This window comes from Lunatibacter salilacus (assembly GCF_009797935.1).
Lineage (GTDB): Bacteria > Bacteroidota > Bacteroidia > Cytophagales > Cyclobacteriaceae > Lunatibacter > Lunatibacter salilacus.
In genome coordinates this window covers 72,613-92,495 of record NZ_VOLC01000012.1, presented here as the reverse complement: position 1 = coordinate 92,495, position 19,883 = coordinate 72,613, and the positions used below count along the sequence as shown (strand labels likewise).

Sequence of the window (19,883 nt, the reverse complement as noted above, 5' to 3'; positions counted from 1 at the left end):
CTTTCTTCTATTTAGGGGCGAAATCTTTCTAAAAGGATCGTTTTAATTCTATTAAACATCTTTAATCAAACCTGATTCTAGTTTAAAGCTACATAATTGATATTTGTTTGGTTCCATAACAACAGAATCATCATAATATTTACAGAAATTACATAACCTTAAGTCTAAATCTTTTCTTTCAATAATTGCTTTTAATCCACTTCTAAGCAAATCTGAATCGTCTGGAAGCTGACCTCCTAAATTTGGTAAAAGGCTTGTGTGGATTTTTTTTCCTTGGAAGTATATGTATTCTTCCCAAGAATAATGCCCATATATTTTTTCATTCCAAAACTTTCCATCTGCAATTTCCTTTAAAATCGGATGAGAATAATATTTAGATTTTTTAAAATAGCCAAAAAAATCAATTTTTTTTGGACAAATCCGAACCTTATTATCAATTACCTGGATCACATTTAGATTATTAGTCTTTAATTCTATAATCTCTTGATTTTTTTCCTCTGATTTGGCTTTGGCTTTTATTTCCAAATCATCAATATACCCTTTATCTAGAACTGGATTAGCTATCCAATATATTTTTGGGCTTTTTGAAAGAAGAAAATCTTTTATTGAAGATTCCTTTAATATTTGATCGGATAAGTCAATTTCTATAAATGGAAAACTTCCATTTTTGATCTTCCTCTTTTTATCTGAATCCACAAAATGCGTATGGGCGAATTCAACAAACAATTTTTTTTCTCCTCTTCTGCATTCAACATCTGCCACAATAAATTCTTCTCCTGTTTTCAATCTTTGTTCATCCACAACCTCTTCAAAATCGATGATTTTTAGACTTTTATAAATCGAATGTTGATTTCTAGAATTATAATCGAAATGGAAATCTGGAAGTTGAATTTGTTTGGTTTCCTTTAGAATTTTTTTGGCCAATAAGTGAAGTGCTGATTCATAGGCACCTGAGCAATCCGACCCGGAACTATGTGCAAAATGTGGTTCTTTTTTATATTTTTCCGTTTTGATGTTTGCTTTTGCAACTAAAGGCTCAAAGCACTTAGGACATAAACAACCGCATTCCTTTCCATTTGGAACATTTAGTACATGTGTCAGAACACCATCCTTTAGAGCATATGTCAGTAGCTTTTCCATCTCGATTTCATCTTCAATCCTCTTTTTCAACCACCCGCATCAATTCTGACAAAGTCACGGTAAATGGTATTCCAACACGCTTCCTAATATTGCCATCGGTCTCAATTACTTTTTTGTAAGCCTCCAGATCTTTAAACCTCCATTTGACTGCACCAAAATCAGAAAGCGCAACCCTTTCAATTTCAATAACAAGGTAATATTCCTTAAGGGATCCCATTGGGGGGTAATTTAATTTCTCGAGTTTTTCCTTTGAATACACCTTTGGTCCTGCGCTTTTTATTCTGAAAAGCTTATCCGCTTTGTCCTTTTTATTCTCCCGAAGAAGCAAATATTTGGCATCTGCCACTTCTTTGCTCAAAACCAAAGAACCAGCATCATCATCCATACGGAAATTGTACAATTGTTTTTCCCTATACCAATCCATTCGTTCAGCAGATCGACAATATCCGATCAATACGAAGGTTTCATCGGGAATAATTCGCTCAGAACCTTTACCATTATGGTATTCAGGAACTGGCTCATGCATTACATTATCATCGTCTTTATCTAAGAGATGGATATCATATACTTTTTGAGAAAGTCGATCTCTTTGCGAACTTCGATCAAGCAAGTGCTTGACAACCTTATCTACAAAATCCGACAATTCAGAAATCCCTGTATTTTCTTTGGAAGGATTGATTGCAAATGCGCCAAGTCCAGGTATAATTTCATGAAAACCCCGAAAGGGATCTTTTTGAGGAGTGCCTGGATATAGAACATATGCTCCTCCTGTCCTTCTAATAGCATCCTTATAGGCATGCATTTTCAGCAAATCTGCATTCTTGTAATTTCCCTTTCGCTCTTCTTGTTTTTCTTCATCCAAATCAGTCTCTGATTTGTCAACTTCCACAAGAAACTGCGTAACCTTATATTTAGCGTCAAAGTGTATATGGACTATCAACTCAGACTTCTCAGCCTCCTGCTCGGATAATCCTGTTGGCCAGAAAGTTAAAGAGTAGTCAGGTCTCAAAGTCGCAGTCCAACTTCTACCTTGATTACCTTTGTCTGTTCTGTATTTACTACCTCCTTTGTAGCTTCGGTTATAAGAAAATTTAATATTCAGGGATTTTGAATCGAAATTGCATTCACCTTCCAGAGCAACATGCTTTCCTGCTTTGACCAACAAATTAACCCCCGCTTTATCCATTTCAAACAGATGGTCGTAGGGCTTATCGTTTACACTAAGATTGTTAAGGTTGAATTTTTCTCTTACCATATCATACAGAGTAAAAAACAACCAATATTCATATAGCGTAGCGATATCCCTTTTTCCGGCTTTATAGACATCATCTCCACCTTTCCAGATTAATTTTGCAGCCAAGTCATATTTCATCCACGAATTCAAAATTTCCCGGTAACCGCCTTTTCTCTGGAGGACGGGACTGTTTAGCCTTAGGGTAGTTGGTCTGGATATTTCTTTGAAAAAATTGTGGTTTAGATAATTTTCCAAAGTTTTTGCCAACACCTCGGCCTCTTTTTTTTCTCTGGTGCCTACAACGAAAACATCCCTACACTGTTCACAGAAGGTCAGATAAACTTCCATGGCATGTTTGATAAACCTATTCTCAGGATTATCCAGACTTTCAACTTTTCTGATCCCTTTAATTTTTGCAGGGATTGATTCTAATCCATAGGATCTTAAATGATGATCTAATGGCAAAATCGTCCTATTGCTTCCCGAAACCAATTGCCTGATCGCAGATTGATTGAATCTTTTGATCCTACGCGTATCGACATTTTCTGACGTTTTGCTCCAACTGGTTTTTGGATTGCTAAAGATCTTTTGCAAAGCTTCTTCAAATTCAGTGGCATTAATGATCGAACGGACAAAACAAAATCTTTGATATACAGTCCTGTTGTCCTGATCGAAATTAATCTCATAATTTTGATGGACAGGAGAATTGATTTGCATCAAAAGTTCAGTCGACTTTTCGGTAATGCTCTCCAGCATAAACCGATAATTTTCCCGGTAGCTTTTATCCTGTTCATTATCAAACTTACTGGACAGCACCTCAAACGCAATTGGAAACTTCGTTTCTGGAAATTCTTTATGATAAACGTATGCAATCAAAGTTCCCACATAAATATTGGGTACTATCCTTCCTCCTGCTCCACCAGAAGATTTTGATTGAGTAATAAGATTACTATAGTCTGTGATTAATCGATATTCCGAACTAGAAAATTTATATTCATAGGACTTTCCCTCCAATAGCTGAACGGGGGCTTCTCCAAACTCATAGGCCTCCTCTTCAGATAATTCCCTTAAGAAATTATTCCCTTCAGGATAAACATCGAGTTCCAATCCTTCTTGTAGCTTGTCAAGGGAGATGGAGACAAATTCTACTGTTTCCATTAGGCCTCAGCATACGAAGTGAAACCATTATCCACTACATTTTTGTGCATACGGCATATCTTCTCCAATGAGATTGGGAATTTTACATTTTTATCCGCAAGCAAGTCAAGCTCCACCTTTTTAAAAGCATCAAAATATGTTTCTCTTACATTAGTATCTTTGGAATCATTAAGACATATCCTCGCCAGAGTCTCCAATACACCTACCAACTTACTTCTTGACCCATGTAGCTTGGGTAACAATTTTTGCATGATAGCAGCATCTATTACACTGTCAAAATCCCAATCTGGATCAAGTTTCTTGGCAATCCCCACAAAGCGCCTTATTTCAGAAACTGATCTATAGCCAAATTCAGCACCTGTCTTTTTCAGTTCTATGAAAAAATTAACGAGGGCTTCATTTAACCTTCTATCGTCGTCAATGCCGAAATCACTTCCTTTTGCCAGTTTTACAAAGTCGGCAGCCATATTTGCTCCTTTTCCTTTAAGCATAGAAAAATTTATTGTTTGATTAGAACCTAGATACATTTCCAATTCAGCTTTGGAAATTCTAAACTCAATCACATTCGCCCTGTCGAGTACTTTAGGACTAAACATGTAGGTGGTCTCATCTATATTGACAGTTCCTATCATAAAAAGATTCTTAGGCCAATCTACTTTACTGGGTATTAACAGTCCATCTGAACTATTTCTAACGGCCCCACTATACAATGTGATACTATCCTCAGACTCCATAATGGACAAAAAATCCGCAAAATACCGCTCTACGTGGCTTAGGTTCATTTCATCCAATATTAAAAAATAAGGCAAATCCTTATTTTCATTTGCTTTGATAATCAGATCTAGCGCTTTAGAATCTGGCTTAACATATTCCTTTGCATCCAGTGCATTGGGATAACCCAATAGTGGTTCCCGGTTAGTCCAGTCAGCACCAACTGGAATAATAGAGTATTGATTATTATCCTGGCAAATCCATTGCACAAATGCTTGGGCAAGTTTGGTTTTTCCCGAGCCGGAAAGTCCGGTAAGTATGACGAAGGGTTTGGTGATGAGGGAGGCGGTAAACCGAATATTTAAAACTTTTGTGTAGCGAAGACCCGAACTACTTAAATCATTTTGAAAAAACTCTACATTAAATTCCTTTTTTTCTACAAACACGGGGGAACTATTCAACTTATATTTTAAAAACTCATTATATTTTGCAAGGCTTGCAGAATAAAAACCTTTATTACCATAGCCTGGTGCATTGTTATTAAAAATATAAGACGACTTATCTTTTTGAATTTGAAGAACTTCTGTATAAAGGGATTCAATCAAATCAGTGCTTTCTACATTATAAATTGATTTGGTTTCTATTTTTCCTTTTTGATAGAATTTTTCAGAAAGCCATTCTAATGATGTCAAATACGATGGACCAGCATTTGACCTTTCACCCATATTATTCAAAATCCATTTCTTGAATGCATCTTTATTTTTCATTTATCTTTTAAATAGATTATTTTAGTAAATTTTCTTAATTAATATGTAGAACTTAGATTTAAGTATTCAAGGGTTAAAATTGGCTACAACCCTTGCTAAATTTGTCTTCTTGAAATAAAAAAACCATTTGAAATATCTAAATTAATAGATGTATTTCAATATATTTTGACTTATCGGATTAAGATATTTAGTTTTTTAAGATTATTATTGTATAGTAAAATATAAGTTATAGGTTATCAATGTATTAATTTCTAGTTTCCAGACCATCGTCTTAGCCATTCTGATTCGTCCAACCCGACTCTAGAAATTTGAGATGCAAATTTATGAACCTCACGCTGCGCATGAGAATCTTTAAGGTCAGCTAACCATAAAAATCGTTCGTTGTGATTTGACTTAAAATAATAGTTATTTACTCGTTTGTAAGCACTAATGAAATCCTTTCCAGTTTTAGGCTGAAATTTTATAGTTCTTAAATCAAATGCTGATCTTTCAATTCTCAATCGGATTAAGTCATCCCCTTCATATACAACTAATTGGAACGGTTTCTCATCTACAATCTTCTCTAAAGGAATAAAAAGAAACTTTCTTAGAGCATCAATTCTAACACTATCACATTTTGCCTGAATACATAAAAAGTATCGCTCTATTTCATTTTCCCTATATACTTTTCCCGCCTTGGGTAGTTGTTTGACTAATGTTCCTAAAGTTAATTTTGGTACGATTGAAGGTTGTTTTAGATTGCTCTTGTGATGTGTAAGAATTGAAAATTCAGCATCAATATCGTAGGCTCCAGATTTAGTGAAAAATTCTGATGCTTTTTTCTGAAACTTTTTCTCAAGTGTCTTGAATTGGTTGTCAGGTGTATTTTTGATATTACTAAATCCTTTTTCTACCCACTGCTTTCTGCACGCTTCAATAAATGAGCTTTTGACCCAAACTTTTACGAACTCATTATTTATTTCGATAGATTGACTTCCATTTATTGAGATAGTTTGATCGAATAAGTAAGAGTCAATCCAATTTAAAATGTTGGTTTTAGATACAGAATCCCCTGAATTATTATAGTTTAATAAGGCTTGAATTGATTGCGACAGTATTTCGATAAGGTGGTCTTTTGTATCTTCAGGATTCGTTAAAAGTTGCCTGTGAGCGAGAAACGATATATCCAATTCCTTTTTGTAAAGTTTGACTAATCGGAAAGTGTTACCCCTGATTACTGCCAATGATTGCAAAACGAAATTGGTAAGCAACCCAGACGTCATTTTAGTAAACTGTGTTAGTATAAATTCAGGAAGATCTTCGTATGATACAATTTTGCCTCTAAGCTTGGGATTGTGCCTAAATTGAATTTCACTAGCCTTCTTTGCCAATACAAGAATCCGTATGTTCTCTGTGAAAATTGTGCAGTCACCTTTCTGAATATCATCAATTTCCTGCTCCTTTAGATTATGGTGAATAGCATCTGTGATACCCGGCAAGTCCGTTTCGCCTGTGTAAATCAAAATTAGCTTTAAACTGCCTTTACCGGTTAAAGGATCAGATAAAATTTCACGTATGATTTTGAGTGTATGTGGACCACGTGGATCAATTTCTTCCGCATCTTCTTCTCCATTTTCCTCAGGAATTTCATCCTCTTTTATTTCAATTCTCCAATCAAGTACCGTTACATCCGCTTTTTTTGCGAGAAGAGCTAGGTTACCGATATCTTGAAGATTTTCAGGACGGTAAACCGCACAAATCTTTCGACTTTTGGCAAAGGCACGTGTTATCTGGACGGCACTGAACCCATGTTCGTTGGTTTTTTTCTCCTCGATAAAAGCTCGATCATCGATAAAAACTACACTTTGAAGGAATTCATTTGCAATGGTTTTAGAAGTTTCGAAAAAATCTCTGCTCATGTTATTCGGGTTTTATTGATTCAATTTTAAAAGTAACTGTTGATCCTTCCCGAGGACTGTCAAGATTTATGTTGTAGTTTTCGGCATTCAATACCTCTCTGCTTATATGTAATCCCATACCTCTTCCATTCATTTTCCTTGTAAATCCCAGTTCAAAAATTCGCTGATTGTCTCTAATCTGAATTTCAGGTCCATTGTTTGATATGTAGATTGCATTAGTATCAGCATGAAGACGGATAATCTTTTCCTCAGGAGTACCTTGGTTGAGCCAATGAATCGCATTATCAACAACGTTTACAAATACTGGATAAAAGGTAGATCTGAACCCATGTATTTTCTTTCTTGAAAAGTCCTTTGTATGCTTGAATTGTATGTTATGACGTTCCAACCTTGGCTTGAATAAGTCTAGTAAAAATGTCTTTATTTCTAATGCTCCAATATCTTCCCGATTTCTATAAAGCCTTCTATTGAGTGGAGTAAACAGATTCAGATATCCATCAAGATGCTCAAAGTTAATTTTAAGATTTTGGTAGACTGCATCTAGATTCTCATTTACATCAGCCCAAGCACGGAGGTCTTTTATGCTGCCTCGAATTGAACCCACTGTGCTGTTGAATTCGTGGTGAATAACTCCAATAGCAAGGCCAAGTTGACTTAACTCGATGTCTGCATGAATTTTTTCTTTGAGCTCGCCTAGTTCTTCTGCCATAGCATCGGCTATCTGGTCGCTAGTTATGAAATCATTGTTCGAATCTTTATCCCAATAAATGCCCTGCAATTGTTTGATAACACGTTCTAAAGTGCCAGTAACCCTTTCTTTACCATGGTCTATGTCGGCTTCCATGGCTTTTCGTTCCTGTACTAAATCAAAATCTTCAGAGGAATCAACAGAGAGTGTTTTAAATCGGCCTTTCACTTCTCGAATTTGATTGTCCAGATCAATCATAAGCTCGTTCGCCAATTCTTTTACTTTTGCAGTAATTTCGGAAACGGCTTCTTTGGCTTCTTTTTCTTTTCCGGATGCGGCTTTTTTTGCTTCGGCCGAAATAAAATCAACGGCTTGTTCGAGTCGTTTTCGCTTGCTTATCTCTATATTTAGGCGGATTGTATAGTCCTGCACATAATTGTCAATTTGGTAAACAGATTCCTGAAAAATCCCAAATTCTAAACGCTTCATTTCGTCGAGATATGCTTCATAATCCTTGCGGGTTTCTCGTGATATGTTAAAGCCTTTGGGCTGAGGTATTTTTATTTTTAGCTTGTAGGCTTCTATCTGTTTTCGAGCTTCCAATTCCCTAGCAATTAAAGTTTGGCTAGCTATCTCAGGATCCTTTATGGAGGCAATTGCTGCAAAATGCTTTTCTTGATCCATGAGTAAACCCTCAATTTCAGCTTTGAATTGGTTTTTGCCAAGATCATCGAAAAAAGAATTAAGAGATTGTTGGAATTTTCCTTTTCTAATTTTAGACTGTTTATCTCTCCTTTCTAGGGCTTTATAATATACCTCTCTCTCATTTTTCTTCTGAGTCCAGAACTCAGCCTTCGGACTTGCACCACCCTCTCTGAAGAAATCGGCCGCAAGCTGTACAAAAAAGTTTTTTAAGATTTCCTGTAATTGCCTGTAAGCTTTATTTTCTATAAAACCCTCGCGACCCGCTTTTTCTTTAAGGCTATCGTTCTCGTTTCGTGTGATATCTACGACACCAAACATTCTTCGATAGGAAAAAAAGTAGAATGACGCACTTTTAGTTCTGTTCCTTTCAACGTCTAAAAAGTCATAATCTGAATCTCCATATGGTAATATCCTAATGTTATCTCGATAGATATATATACCGCCAAATTTATCCCCTTTAGCCTTAACCCTTGCCCAGTTTTCGGAGTCAAGTACTGAGTGTCTGAGTGCTCCTTGCAAATAGGCGAAATTTATGCTAAATGGCCCACAATCTGTAGATCTGAAATTATTCCCTACCCATGAAATTTTATGTTCGAAAACCTTTTCTTGGTATACTTTAATTGAGCCTGAAAACTGACCAAAATCGTCAAATTTTCCTTGAAAATGATGATCTGCCAAATCAAAATCTTCAGGAGTAAAAAATTGTTCTTTATCTAAAATATCAAAGTATCTGCCGTCATCACTGCGATAATCTCTAAACGCGACATCTATTAAAGGTTTGGGGTGGCCGGGAGTCATGGTATTGGTAAAACCTACCAACATTTTTTCGATTTTGGTGGCATCCTCGCTAGCTCTATCTCCATCAATATCGTGATTTAGCGTTTCATCAACCGGAGAAATATAAAAATGAGTTCCGCTGTTATTTCCATTCAATGGGAAGTTTCCAACAAGCGTCCTGTTAACCTCTATTGAAGAGAAATTAAATTGGGTTACTGTTTCTGTAATCCTGATTGCATCAGCTTGAGTGATATCATCTCTTTCGACTAGTTTTTTGATCGAGTCTATAATCTCCTTTTTCATTTGATCGATTTCCGAGCCATTCGGCAAATCATCAAATTCTCGAATGGGAACAACAACGTCATCCAAGTCAAGTCCTGGAAGTTCAAAAATGCTCCAATTGATTAGTGCAGCAATTATTTTGTGATTTTTATCTGGCCGCTTTGCTCTTGTCAAAACCAAAACTTGACTACCTATTGACGCAATTGCTAATCTTCCAATCCCTTTTTCTCCCATGATTGGTCGTTCGGGTTTATTAGGGTCTTTAGGCGGAAGGGGTGTTTTTCGGTTAGAGAATTTACTTTCTGTTCCCAATGTCAACCAACGTGATTCGAAATCTTTTTTTGTCATTCCGAGCCCATTATCGCGCAAGACTAAAAGTTGATTTTTTCTTAAATAATCAATCTCAACATTGTCAGCATAAGCATCATGAGCATTTTTAAATAATTCATTTATAGCTGTTGGAATACCTGCTATTTGTTGACGCCCAAGTAAGTCAAGAGCTCGGGCCCTAGCTTTGAAATTTGCCATTAGTTTTTAATTATACTTTCAGCAATTCTTTTAGCCATTTCAGGAGGAACTGCATTACCAATCTGTTTTGCAATCGATACTAGTCCTCCTATGAATTTGTAGTCTTTAGGGAATGTCTGTAAAGTTGCTCCTTCTCTTAAAGATAATCCGCGGTCTTCTTCTGGGTGCCCAAACCTACCACAAGAAACGGCGATAAACCGTGTGGTTATCGTTGGTGCTGGTTTGTCCCAACTCATTCTCCCATAAATCGTTCTAAAGATGTTATCTTTTCCCATATATGCAGGTATTTGTAGTCTTGGATTCTGACTCCATGCCTCCCGAGTACCTCCATTTTTTGGAGTTGATCTAATTCTTTCAAGATTTAATGCACTCAGGGATGAGGTGGAGTGGGCATAATCACTTTTATCTAGATGGCCAGCGTCAATTTTAGCAAATCCTTGATCTGGGCCTATATAATTCCTGACGTTAAGTTTGTTAGTTATTTCTGGTTCAGGAAAGACGATTTTGTCCTTTACTCTCGAGGCAATAAGAACGAAGCGATTTCTTTTCTGAGGAACACCATAGTGATCTGTTCTTACTATCCTATGTTCAGACCTGTAACCTTGAAACGTTAAAAAATCTAGAAAATCCAGAAGAATATGGTTGTTTTTTTTATTAATTATCCCTGGAACATTTTCCACAACAATATAACCAGGCATAAAATACTTGATGAACCTTTGAAAATCCCAAATCAGGTTGTTGGTGTATGCTGCTTTATGCTTCGTGGTGTTGATTTTGCTCCAATACTGACATGGGCTACATCCAATAAAAATCAACTCATCGTCAAATTTGGCAAGATTAAGTTCTTCTTGAAGGTCCTCTGGTTGGTATCTAATTATGTCTTTGTTGATGAATTTTGCCCCTTTATGATTTGCCAGATAGGTCTGTTTAAATTGATTGTCAATATCGATTCCTGCTAATATTTTTACCCCTGCTTGAGAAAAGCCACAGGACATACCCCCTGCACCACTAAAGAAGTCTACAGCCATGAATTTGTTTTTCATTAAAAAAGGAATTTTAATTGAAATTAAAGTTTTTTTAAAAATAAAAGCAAGTTGTTACTTATTTGAAACAATTCCAAAATTTTCTTGATATCTAAAAATTTATATTCAAGTGTAATATCTCAATTTCTCTCACTAGTTTTAGCTTGCCTCAGCTAGGGATAGTTTGAACTGAACCTCCGCTACTAAAGAAAATTACTATTCTGCATGAGAAGGGATTAACCGAACATACTAATTTCGTCTGCATTGTATTTCTATGACATCCAAGTTATCCTGGAACCGCTTCAGAACCTCCACTCGGATTCATCGCCATTAGCATTGTTACCAACAAACCCTATTTAATCTTGGTGAGATTAAAAAACATGAAACCGGATTATCTTTTTGACCAACAATGAATCCGTCTAACTTGGGCGCAACCCGGGGAGTTAACAAATAACAGAAGGTTTGCGTTCTGGCCGCACTAATTTTCAATCTCCCGCACCTTGTCCTGACGTAGTCCGTGGGCCTTTCCGTCAGAAAACATTACTGTCTGAGCCGCAATTCTTAATAATATCAAGCTAGCGATTCGATTTGCGTCACCCGGGAGATGGCAGGATCAACGAGACTCTGGTTTGGCGTGAGAGACTGGCTTCTTCAACCATCTCCGCAGCCAAAACTTCCCCCGCTAAGTGTAGTATGCCACTACACCTTCCTATCAATAGGAATTTGTGATTCCGTTTGTGAAAGAATTTTCCGGATTTCGAAATCAAAAATCCCGGAGGGATGGCCGATATAGTAGCTTTGTGTTTCAACCCTATACAAAGTATCCCCGATTTGGTCGCTACCATGTCAATCCTGTATAGCCCTCCCGCCAAAATCTTTCGCTGGTTGAGCTGCCATCTTTGACTCGAAATCAACCAATTTATTAATATTCCGACATCCGAGAAAAGGCGGAACCGGACAGAGTTGGGTTTTGGCGGGAAAGAAATGGTACCTCAAATATCCCTGCGGCCAAAACACGATCGACATGTTTGTACTTAACCTAGGGCTCCGCTGCGCTTCTCCCTAGGCTATGGTATTTCGCCCTTTCAGGGCTGGAAATCCATGATTCGAAACGATAAAATATACGTTAGTATATTGATTATCAAATATTTGAAAAATATAATAATCATCTCTAATAGATACCCCAATAGGATTTGATTTCTAATTCGTAATTCTCAAATCGTAATTTTTAATTCATATTCAACCCATCAACCTACGACCTATCTCCCCCATCCGACAAAAGGGAAGAACCAGCTATATCCGGGTTTTCAAGAACTTGCCCAATTGATTCCGATTATCGGTGCGGGGGTCGGAGCGATCGCTAACTACCGATTGGTAAAACTAAAACTAACAAAATTAAATCATTTTCGTAAATTGAAAATAAAAATAACGATATGAGGACACTTAATATTTCCATTTCTGATTTGGAGTTCAACAAGTTTGGTATTAAGAAAAACAACCTTACTTTTACCGAGTTTGTAGAACTCATAAGCAGTGAACTGATGCGACAGAACCTCGAAAAGTGTGTGGAGTTAGCCGAAAGATATGGTTTATCTTCTATGACCATGGACGAGATAAACGAAGAAGTAAAAGCGGTGAGAAATGCAAAAAAACGTCATTGATACCAATGTCATAGTTTCTTCCCTTATCCAACGGAATTATCCCTACAAAATCATTTACGAGCTATTTACACATAACAAGTTTATGCTTTGTGTATCAGAAGAACTAATGTCCGAATATTACGAAGTTTTATCAAGACCAAAATTTGCGAAATTTCCAGATTTTTTTGGTAAAGCCGAAAATTTGCTTGCGGATATTGAGACCAAAGCCACGAAATTCGTACCAAGCTTGAAATTTGATTTAATTTCGGATAAAGACGATAATATGATATTAGAACTTGCAGAAGCATGTAAAGCTGACTTTATCATTACCGGCAACACAAACGACTTTACGTTTTCGGAGTTTAAAGAAACTAAAATTGTAAGCCCAGAATAATATTGGAAGAATTATACACCCGAATAAAGCTGGTCTTCCCAGCCCACGTGCATCAGAGATAGCTCGGAGGGGGAAAAACTGCCCCCGCTGGGTGAGTTTGCAACTACACCTTCCTATCAAAAGGAATTTGCATTCCGTTTATTGAAAAAAGCAGAACCAGATAGTCCCGGTATTTGGCGGAAAAAAAATGGCTTCTTCAACCGTCCCCTCTCACAGACGGAGGGACTTAGAGAAGGAGACACTCAGGGACCGAGGCCTTAAGCTTTTCAACTTTCCTAGAGATAGTGAAGGTCCAGATCGTACTCAACCATAGTAAAGTGATTTCGGTATGGATATTGGTATGGTATTATTAGGACCACCATTAATTTGTGATAGAAATTAAAAAAGGGAATAGGCAACGTTTCAAATTTGACTATAATTATTAGAAAATAATTGAATCGGTCTTCACACATTTCCAATTATCCTTATATTTTAAATCATGGACTTCTATGAAGAATTAGCAAGGTCAGAAATGAACTTCTGGTATATTAAGCAAAAGAAAAAGCCCTCCTTTATCAATAGGTTATCAAAAGGAACCCAAAGAAGGATTAATAATCTTATACCGGAAAGGATTCATAAAATCATCACCTATGCGATTGAAAAAATGGTAAAAGGTGTATTATTTGGAACCACTTATATTACCCCCTCGATCTTAAAAGAAAAATCGTTATGGGTGAAGGAGCAGCTGGTGGATGAAAAAATAAAATTTTACCGGAATACCGCTTCTGCGGAAGGAGCTATAACCGGAGCAGGGGGAATTTTAATGGGCTTCGCGGATTTTCCTGCCTTTTTGGCCATAAAGATTAAATTATTGTTTGAGATTGCCGCGACATATGGGTATGATATCAAAAATTATAGGGAGAGATTGTTTATACTATATATTTTCAAGCTCGCTTTCGCCAGTCAAAAATCCAGAAATGAAACCATACAGATTATTGCTTCCTGGGACAGTTACAGTGAACAGCTTCCGCAGGAAATAGAATCTTTCGATTGGAGAAATTTCCAGCTGGAATACAGGGATTATCTGGACCTTGTCAAACTTGCCCAATTGATTCCGATTATCGGTGCGGGGGTCGGAGCGATCGCTAATTACCAGTTGGTAAAACTACTTGGAAAAACAGCCAAAAACTGCTACAGAATGCGGATTTTTAAAGAAATGGAATTGCTAAAATAGAACCAACATCATTTCCTAGGCATCGCTGTCAAAATCCCGTCTTCCCAAGGTGACATTTGCGATGATTCTGTAAACTTACTTGAATTAGCCCTGTATATTTGAAGCTCAGCACAAAAACTAAACAGCTTATCAGGATTTTCGTATATCGGCAATAGAGAAGCTATTAAAAAATATCATCAATATTGACCCGGAGATTCTGGGAGGACAGCCCGTTTTTAAAGGTACTAGGGTTCCAGTAGATTTATTGTTAATGCATCTTGAACAGGGCGTTTCTTTGAATGAATTTCTGGACGACTTTCCTACAGTAACTCGTGAACAAGCAGTTGGAGTACTTGAGCTTGCTGAAAAACTGGTGACCTCGAAAAATACAAAAAAACTCTAGTACGATTTAATTATCAAATTGACTCAATCGATAAATGAAAAAACTGAGGGTGATAAAAAAATTGATTAGTTATGATAGTTTCAATTGACAAAGCAGTTTACCTGGACGGGTATAAAATAAAATTTGACTTCTCAGATGGTGTGAGCCAAACCATTGACTTCAAGGGGTTTTTAGAAAATGCTAAGAATCCAATGACAAAAAAATACATGGACAAAGACAAGTTTAAGGATTTTACCATTGAATATGGTGACATCGTTTGGAATGACTATGAATTGTGTTTTCCTATATGGGACTTGCATGAGGGAAAAATATAAAAAACATTCGCTAACGACCCCGCTTGGTGTTGTTTGCAACTACATACATTAGTACATTGATCCTCAACCCGTTGGTTTTATTAAGGATGAGCAAAAATAGATAACTCAATAGGATTTGGTTTCCAATTCGCAATACGAAATTCAAATCCTACCCATAAACCAACGATCTATCTTCCCATCCAACAAAAGGCAGAACCAGACATATCCAGGTTTTGGCGTAACAGACAGGCTTCATCAACCATCCCCGCTGCCAAAACAAAACCTAATGATTCGATCCTTACCAGGGGCTCCGCTGCCGCTACACCCCTGGCTACTAAGATTACACCCCTACGGGGCTGGAATTCAAAATCAACCCAAAAACCAAACAACCCATCAACCTACGACCTATATCCCCATCCGACAAAAGGCAAAACCAGATATATCCATGTTTCGGCGTGAGAGGTTGACTTCTTCAACCATCACCGCTGCCAAATCCAAACCTAGCTTTTGTAATCAAGTGGGGTGAGCGTAGTCGAATCCCCGCTGCCGCTACACCCTAGGCCAAGTGATTTCGCCCTTTCAGGGCTGGGATTAATCTGCTAAGTCAGCTTTTAATTACGTTTTGCAGAAAAAAATCTTCTCGGAGGATAATAAAATAAGGCTCATATTCTCTAACTTTCTTACGAAAATAATGCGGTGTACTTTTTCATCAGTTGGACGCTTATGGGTAAGTTTATTTTAATAAGAAAGCAGGTATATCTGCTGTTTATTTTAGGTTTGATGCTTGTTGGATGCCAAGGCACAGATGACGGCAACGAACCGGTTATTCCCCCTCCACCGACGAACGGTGGGGCTGATTTTTTCGATGTCACCGACTTTAGCGTCACCTTATCGGCAGATGACCTTCTGGCTAATGAGACGGGAAAGTGGGCTATACACAGTGGGCTTGTAGACAATAAGGTTTTTTTCAGCAGCGAGACTAACCCAAAATCGGTTTTCCACGGCCTACCGGGAGAGCAATATAATTTACTATGGCAGGTTAGGAACGGCGGCAAGGTGACTACGGACACTGTGAAGGTGCATTTTTCACCTCTTCAAGCCGAAATTCTGGATGACAGCCACTGGTACCATCAGACTAGGCGTAGGTTATATGGGAAATCCTATGACCGGGGTAAATGGACCTTCGAGGGGAATTATCACCATATCAGGCCCCATTCCTCTAATGCATTGTCCGACGACGAGGCCGAAAACATTACGTTCTACGGGTATGAAAACACAGACTATAAAATTACTTGGACCACTTGGTACGGGAGTAAAAGTGCCTCCGTTACCTTATCATTTACGACAGGTGAGTATGGTCAGGACGAGGCGTTGGAAGATTTAGGGAAGGTGAATAGACCATATTATTTTAAGAGAAATGACGCTGGCGATGTGACAGAGCTATATATGAATGGCGATCCCTACGGCTGGATATTCGGTGACAGTGTACTGTTTCCGGCACTTAAAGCGTTAAAACACCTTACCAAGCTGCAGCTAAACGGCAGCAGTTTGTCCAATATCCCTCATGTCATCTCGGCATATTACCATAAACTACAGGTATTGGACATGGGACATACCAGAATAACGCATTTAGGGGATGATTTTGGCAATCTAACGGAGCTCGATACCCTCTACTTGAACATCCTAGACATACCGTCTTTACCGGAAAGCTTCGGAAACCTAAAGAGTCTCCGATACCTGGAAATGACAAAGATGGGGCTAACAAGTCTTCCTGAGAGCTTCAGTAATCTAAGCAATCTCAATTACCTCAGTTGCGAATTGAATTACATAGACAAGCTGCCTGAGGCAATCGGCAATTTGAGAAGCCTTGAGACCTTCCGAGGTCCCATTCTGACAAAAAGTATTCCCGCGTCCTTCTCAGACTTGACGAACCTACGCTTTTGTTTTTTTACCGTAAACGAACGACCTGCTATTCTGCCTGATGATTTTGGTAGGCTTTCCAAACTTGACACCTTATGGCTTTGGGGAGATTACAGGGCACTTCCGGAAAGCTTCTCGTCACTTGACAGATTGAGGGATTTATGGGTTCTTAACGGAAGTGGGCTTAGTAGTATTCCAGCAAGCTTGGGGAATTTGACAGAATTACGCATGTTGCGTTTGGTGGTAAGGGTCTCCGAACTGCCGTTCAATGTTTCCGGGTTTGCAAATTTGAAAAATTTTGCGCTTCACGGTTTTTTGGATTATTTGCCGGAGAATATAGGTACGTTGACCAATTTGGAAACATTGGGAGTTAGCCACGTAAAGTTAAAAGCAATACCAGAAAGTATAGGTCAACTGAAGAAGGTATGGAGTCTTAACCTGAGCGGCAATGAAATAACGGAAATACCGACTTCAATTGCCGATATGTCCAGCCTGAGGGACCTGTACCTCGGAAGGAATAAGATTACGAAATTCCCAAGAACGATGGATCGCCTTTCTGGTACTTTACGGGATTTGCAGATAAATGGCAACCCCTACCCAGAAGAAGAATTGAAATATTTGCGTGATGTGCTGCCAAACACAAGTATCCTAACCTGGCTTGCGGGGGATAATTTGTATTGAATCTTCGCTTTCGTACCCTTGAGGCCTATTTGGGTGCCCCCAAGGTGTAGTCTACCCCTACACCTTCCTATCAATAGGAATTTGCAATTCCAGTTTAGAAAGAATTTTCCGAACTTCTTAATCAAAAATCCCGGAGGGATGGCCTATATAGTAGCTCTGGGGTTCAACTTTACACAAAGTGTCCCCGTTTTGGCCGCTATCCTGTCAATATACGTAAATCTCAATTCGTAATTCTTAATTCATATTCAACCCAAAAACCTAACAACCCATCAACCTACGACCTAAATTAACAGATTCTGGTTTTGGCGTGAGAGACTGGCTTCTTCGACTATCCCCGCGGCCAAAACAAAACCTAGCTTTTATAATCAAGTGGGGTGAGCGTAGTCGAATCCCCGCTGCGCTTCACCCTAGGCTATTGATTATGCCCCGTTGGGGCTGGTATCCAATAAAAAATAACTCGATAACTTAATAACCAATCGACCTATCAACCTACGACCTTTCTCAAAAGAGAAAACCGGACTCATCACTCATCATTCATAACCCATAACTTAATTCAATTTGGCTCGCAATCCGCAATTCTCAATTCGTAATTTTTAATTCGTAATTCAATTTCAACCCATCAACCCATCTGGAAAATAAATTGTTGCGAAGAATAAAAAACTGATTGGCACGGTCTGTGGTTTATTTTCCAATATGAGCCCTATCCTGTCTTTTTGAATCAGATGCCAAAACCAATTCGGATAAGGTTTGAAATACATCAATTGGAATTGGAGTCCCCCATCTTGATGAAAAAGTAAAATAAAAAAATATGATTGTAAGGAAAACACATCAAGGGTTACATATTATTTTTCAGGCAAGCCATGGTTTGTTATCAGGAAAGATTGCAAACGAGCTAATGATTAAGTATAGGCCGCCCTTATGGCTGGAAACCTTGGTGGCGGTTGTGGAACACGACGACCAACAACTTAATTTTAAAGAAAAAAACTATTTGTCAGAACTTGGAATACCATTGGATTTTACGGAAGGTTCCGAAAGCGTAATAAAATCAATCAAAAGAGCAAAAAGGGTTTTTCACCATGCAAAAAGTAAATCTTTATGGACCGCATTGCTGGTTTCTTTTCACTTAGACTTTTTATATGAATCTCTCAGGGAAAAAAGTGTAAAAGCAAATCAGTTTCTTGATGAACAAAAAGCATTTCGTAAAGAGACGGTTTCTTATTTTGGGGTTGACGAAGATAAAGCTTTATCGCATGGCGCGATCCTTAGGTTTTGTGACCGCTGCTCTTTGATTTTATGCAAAGATGAAGTTCCTGACGCGGAACGGAAACTTGAAATCAACACTTCCATTAATGGTAAAACTTACTTTATATACCGCCAAAGAAACGGTAATCTCAGTATCACACCTTGGTGTTTTGAAGCAGATTCCTTTGAACTTTCCATTGAGGAAACAGTTTTGGAACAGACAAAATTTAAATCCCAAAAAGAATTGAAGGATGCGTTAGATGCAACGTCTAGAAGAAATATAATATGGAAATTTGAAAAATGATTTTTTACAGGGTCGAACGATTTCATCAATCTTTCTACGTTTTTTGAGCTTGTTAAGTTTTAGTCAATTTTTCCGTTTGGGCTGGTGTACCAACCCGTTATGACGCCCTTTCAAAGCGAGTGAGGTTTCTGCCTTCAGGTAGTTTAGACCAATCCGTTTTCGATCCAAGATTTGTCTGAATTTGCCTGAGCGATGAGAATTATCGGTTCCAAGACAAAACGCTGTACCAACCGGGAAGGGGTTTTGGCGGTAAGGGGTTAGCTGTAATTAACGGTTTTGGCGGCCAAAACGCAAACTAAACGTAATTCCCAAATCCCCGGGTTGAAACCCGGGGTTATTAAATCGGCCATCCCTACGGGATTTTTTTTTGATGGATAATGGATCTTTTATTTCTGTATCTCTGGGATATACACCCGAAAAGAGAATTACTTTTCACCATGCACTAGAAAGGGCGAAATAAATTTAAATTTGTGATAGGACTAACAATGAATAAAATTTTGATCTGTGAACTTTTTTCAGGACGGGTCATATTCAACCCATCAACCTACGAGCATTCTCCCGCATTTACGAAAAGGCAGAATCAGACGTATCCGGGTTTTGGCGGGAGAGACTAGGCTGCTTCATCCATCCCGGTGGCTTAGGGACGGAGGGACTTAGGGATGGAGAGAATTAGGGACGAAGAGACTTAGGGACTGGGCACTTGTCAACTCATCAACTAACCTAGGGACTGAGAGATGGCAGAAACGGACCTATTTGGGTTTTGGCGGGTGAAATTAGGCCACTTCATCCATCATCGCTTCAAAAACGAAACCGGGCTTTTGCAAATCAAGTGGGGTGTGCGTAGTCGAACCCCGCTTCACCCTAGGCTATGGTATTTCGCCCTTTCAGGGCTGGAAATCCATGA

At 38.2% G+C, this 19,883-nt stretch carries 14 protein-coding genes; 8 read left to right on the top strand and 6 right to left on the bottom strand.

The features are described 5' to 3' along the window. Nucleotides 1–51: 51 nt before the first annotated feature. From FQ608_RS16500 to FQ608_RS16475, 6 genes are all read right to left on the bottom strand, one after another. Nucleotides 52–1,170, bottom strand: a complete 1,119-nt coding sequence (locus tag FQ608_RS16500; protein ID WP_158859348.1) for a competence protein CoiA family protein — start codon at nucleotides 1,168–1,170, stop codon at nucleotides 52–54. Continuing rightward, nucleotides 1,154–3,532, bottom strand: coding sequence for a DUF2357 domain-containing protein (locus FQ608_RS16495; RefSeq protein WP_158859347.1), 2,379 nt, complete (start codon nucleotides 3,530–3,532; stop codon nucleotides 1,154–1,156). Before FQ608_RS16495 ends, FQ608_RS16500 begins: the two co-directional genes overlap by 17 nt. Then, the gene (locus FQ608_RS16490) at nucleotides 3,532–5,010 is read right to left on the bottom strand and encodes an McrB family protein (protein ID WP_158859346.1); all 1,479 of its coding nucleotides are present in this window, start codon (nucleotides 5,008–5,010) and stop codon (nucleotides 3,532–3,534) included. The genes FQ608_RS16495 and FQ608_RS16490 overlap by 1 nt, the downstream gene beginning before the upstream one ends. Before the next feature lie 251 nt (nucleotides 5,011–5,261). Next, nucleotides 5,262–6,908, bottom strand: coding sequence for a response regulator receiver domain (locus FQ608_RS16485; protein WP_158859345.1), 1,647 nt, complete (start codon nucleotides 6,906–6,908; stop codon nucleotides 5,262–5,264). 1 nt (nucleotide 6,909) lies between these two features. Further along, nucleotides 6,910–9,888: an ATP-binding protein gene (locus FQ608_RS16480; RefSeq protein WP_158859344.1), complete on the bottom strand. Its 2,979-nt coding sequence runs from the start codon at nucleotides 9,886–9,888 to the stop codon at nucleotides 6,910–6,912. After that, nucleotides 9,888–10,931, bottom strand: a complete 1,044-nt coding sequence (locus FQ608_RS16475; protein ID WP_158859343.1) for a DNA cytosine methyltransferase — start codon at nucleotides 10,929–10,931, stop codon at nucleotides 9,888–9,890. Before FQ608_RS16475 ends, FQ608_RS16480 begins: the two co-directional genes overlap by 1 nt. 1,412 nt (nucleotides 10,932–12,343) lie before the next feature. On the opposite strand from FQ608_RS16475, the gene FQ608_RS16470 reads away from it, so the two are divergent. The 8 genes from FQ608_RS16470 (at nucleotide 12,344) to FQ608_RS16435 (ending at nucleotide 18,979) form a co-directional block, all read left to right on the top strand. Beyond that, nucleotides 12,344–12,571 (top strand): hypothetical protein, encoded by a 228-nt coding sequence (locus FQ608_RS16470; protein ID WP_158859342.1) that lies wholly within the window; start codon nucleotides 12,344–12,346, stop codon nucleotides 12,569–12,571. Further along, complete coding sequence (locus FQ608_RS16465; RefSeq protein WP_158859341.1) at nucleotides 12,552–12,944, top strand: putative toxin-antitoxin system toxin component, PIN family; 393 nt, start codon at nucleotides 12,552–12,554, stop codon at nucleotides 12,942–12,944. The genes FQ608_RS16470 and FQ608_RS16465 overlap by 20 nt, the downstream gene beginning before the upstream one ends. Nucleotides 12,945–13,422: 478 nt before the next feature. Next, nucleotides 13,423–14,157: an EcsC family protein gene (locus FQ608_RS16460; RefSeq protein WP_158859340.1), complete on the top strand. Its 735-nt coding sequence runs from the start codon at nucleotides 13,423–13,425 to the stop codon at nucleotides 14,155–14,157. A gap of 142 nt (nucleotides 14,158–14,299) precedes the next feature. Continuing rightward, nucleotides 14,300–14,539 (top strand): DUF433 domain-containing protein, encoded by a 240-nt coding sequence (locus FQ608_RS16455; protein WP_317168933.1) that lies wholly within the window; start codon nucleotides 14,300–14,302, stop codon nucleotides 14,537–14,539. Between the two features lie 71 nt (nucleotides 14,540–14,610). Continuing rightward, nucleotides 14,611–14,853 carry a DUF2442 domain-containing protein gene (locus FQ608_RS16450; RefSeq protein WP_158859339.1) on the top strand — a complete coding sequence of 81 codons (243 nt, stop codon included), beginning with the start codon at nucleotides 14,611–14,613 and terminating at the stop codon, nucleotides 14,851–14,853. A gap of 265 nt (nucleotides 14,854–15,118) precedes the next feature. Beyond that, nucleotides 15,119–15,358 (top strand): hypothetical protein, encoded by a 240-nt coding sequence (locus FQ608_RS16445; RefSeq protein WP_158859338.1) that lies wholly within the window; start codon nucleotides 15,119–15,121, stop codon nucleotides 15,356–15,358. Between the two features lie 197 nt (nucleotides 15,359–15,555). Further along, nucleotides 15,556–17,433, top strand: coding sequence for a leucine-rich repeat domain-containing protein (locus tag FQ608_RS16440; RefSeq protein WP_158859337.1), 1,878 nt, complete (start codon nucleotides 15,556–15,558; stop codon nucleotides 17,431–17,433). Between the two features lie 808 nt (nucleotides 17,434–18,241). Continuing rightward, a complete protein-coding gene (locus FQ608_RS16435; protein ID WP_158859336.1) occupies nucleotides 18,242–18,979 on the top strand; it encodes a DUF3891 family protein in 738 nt (245 codons plus the stop codon). Nucleotides 18,980–19,883: the final 904 nt, after the last annotated feature.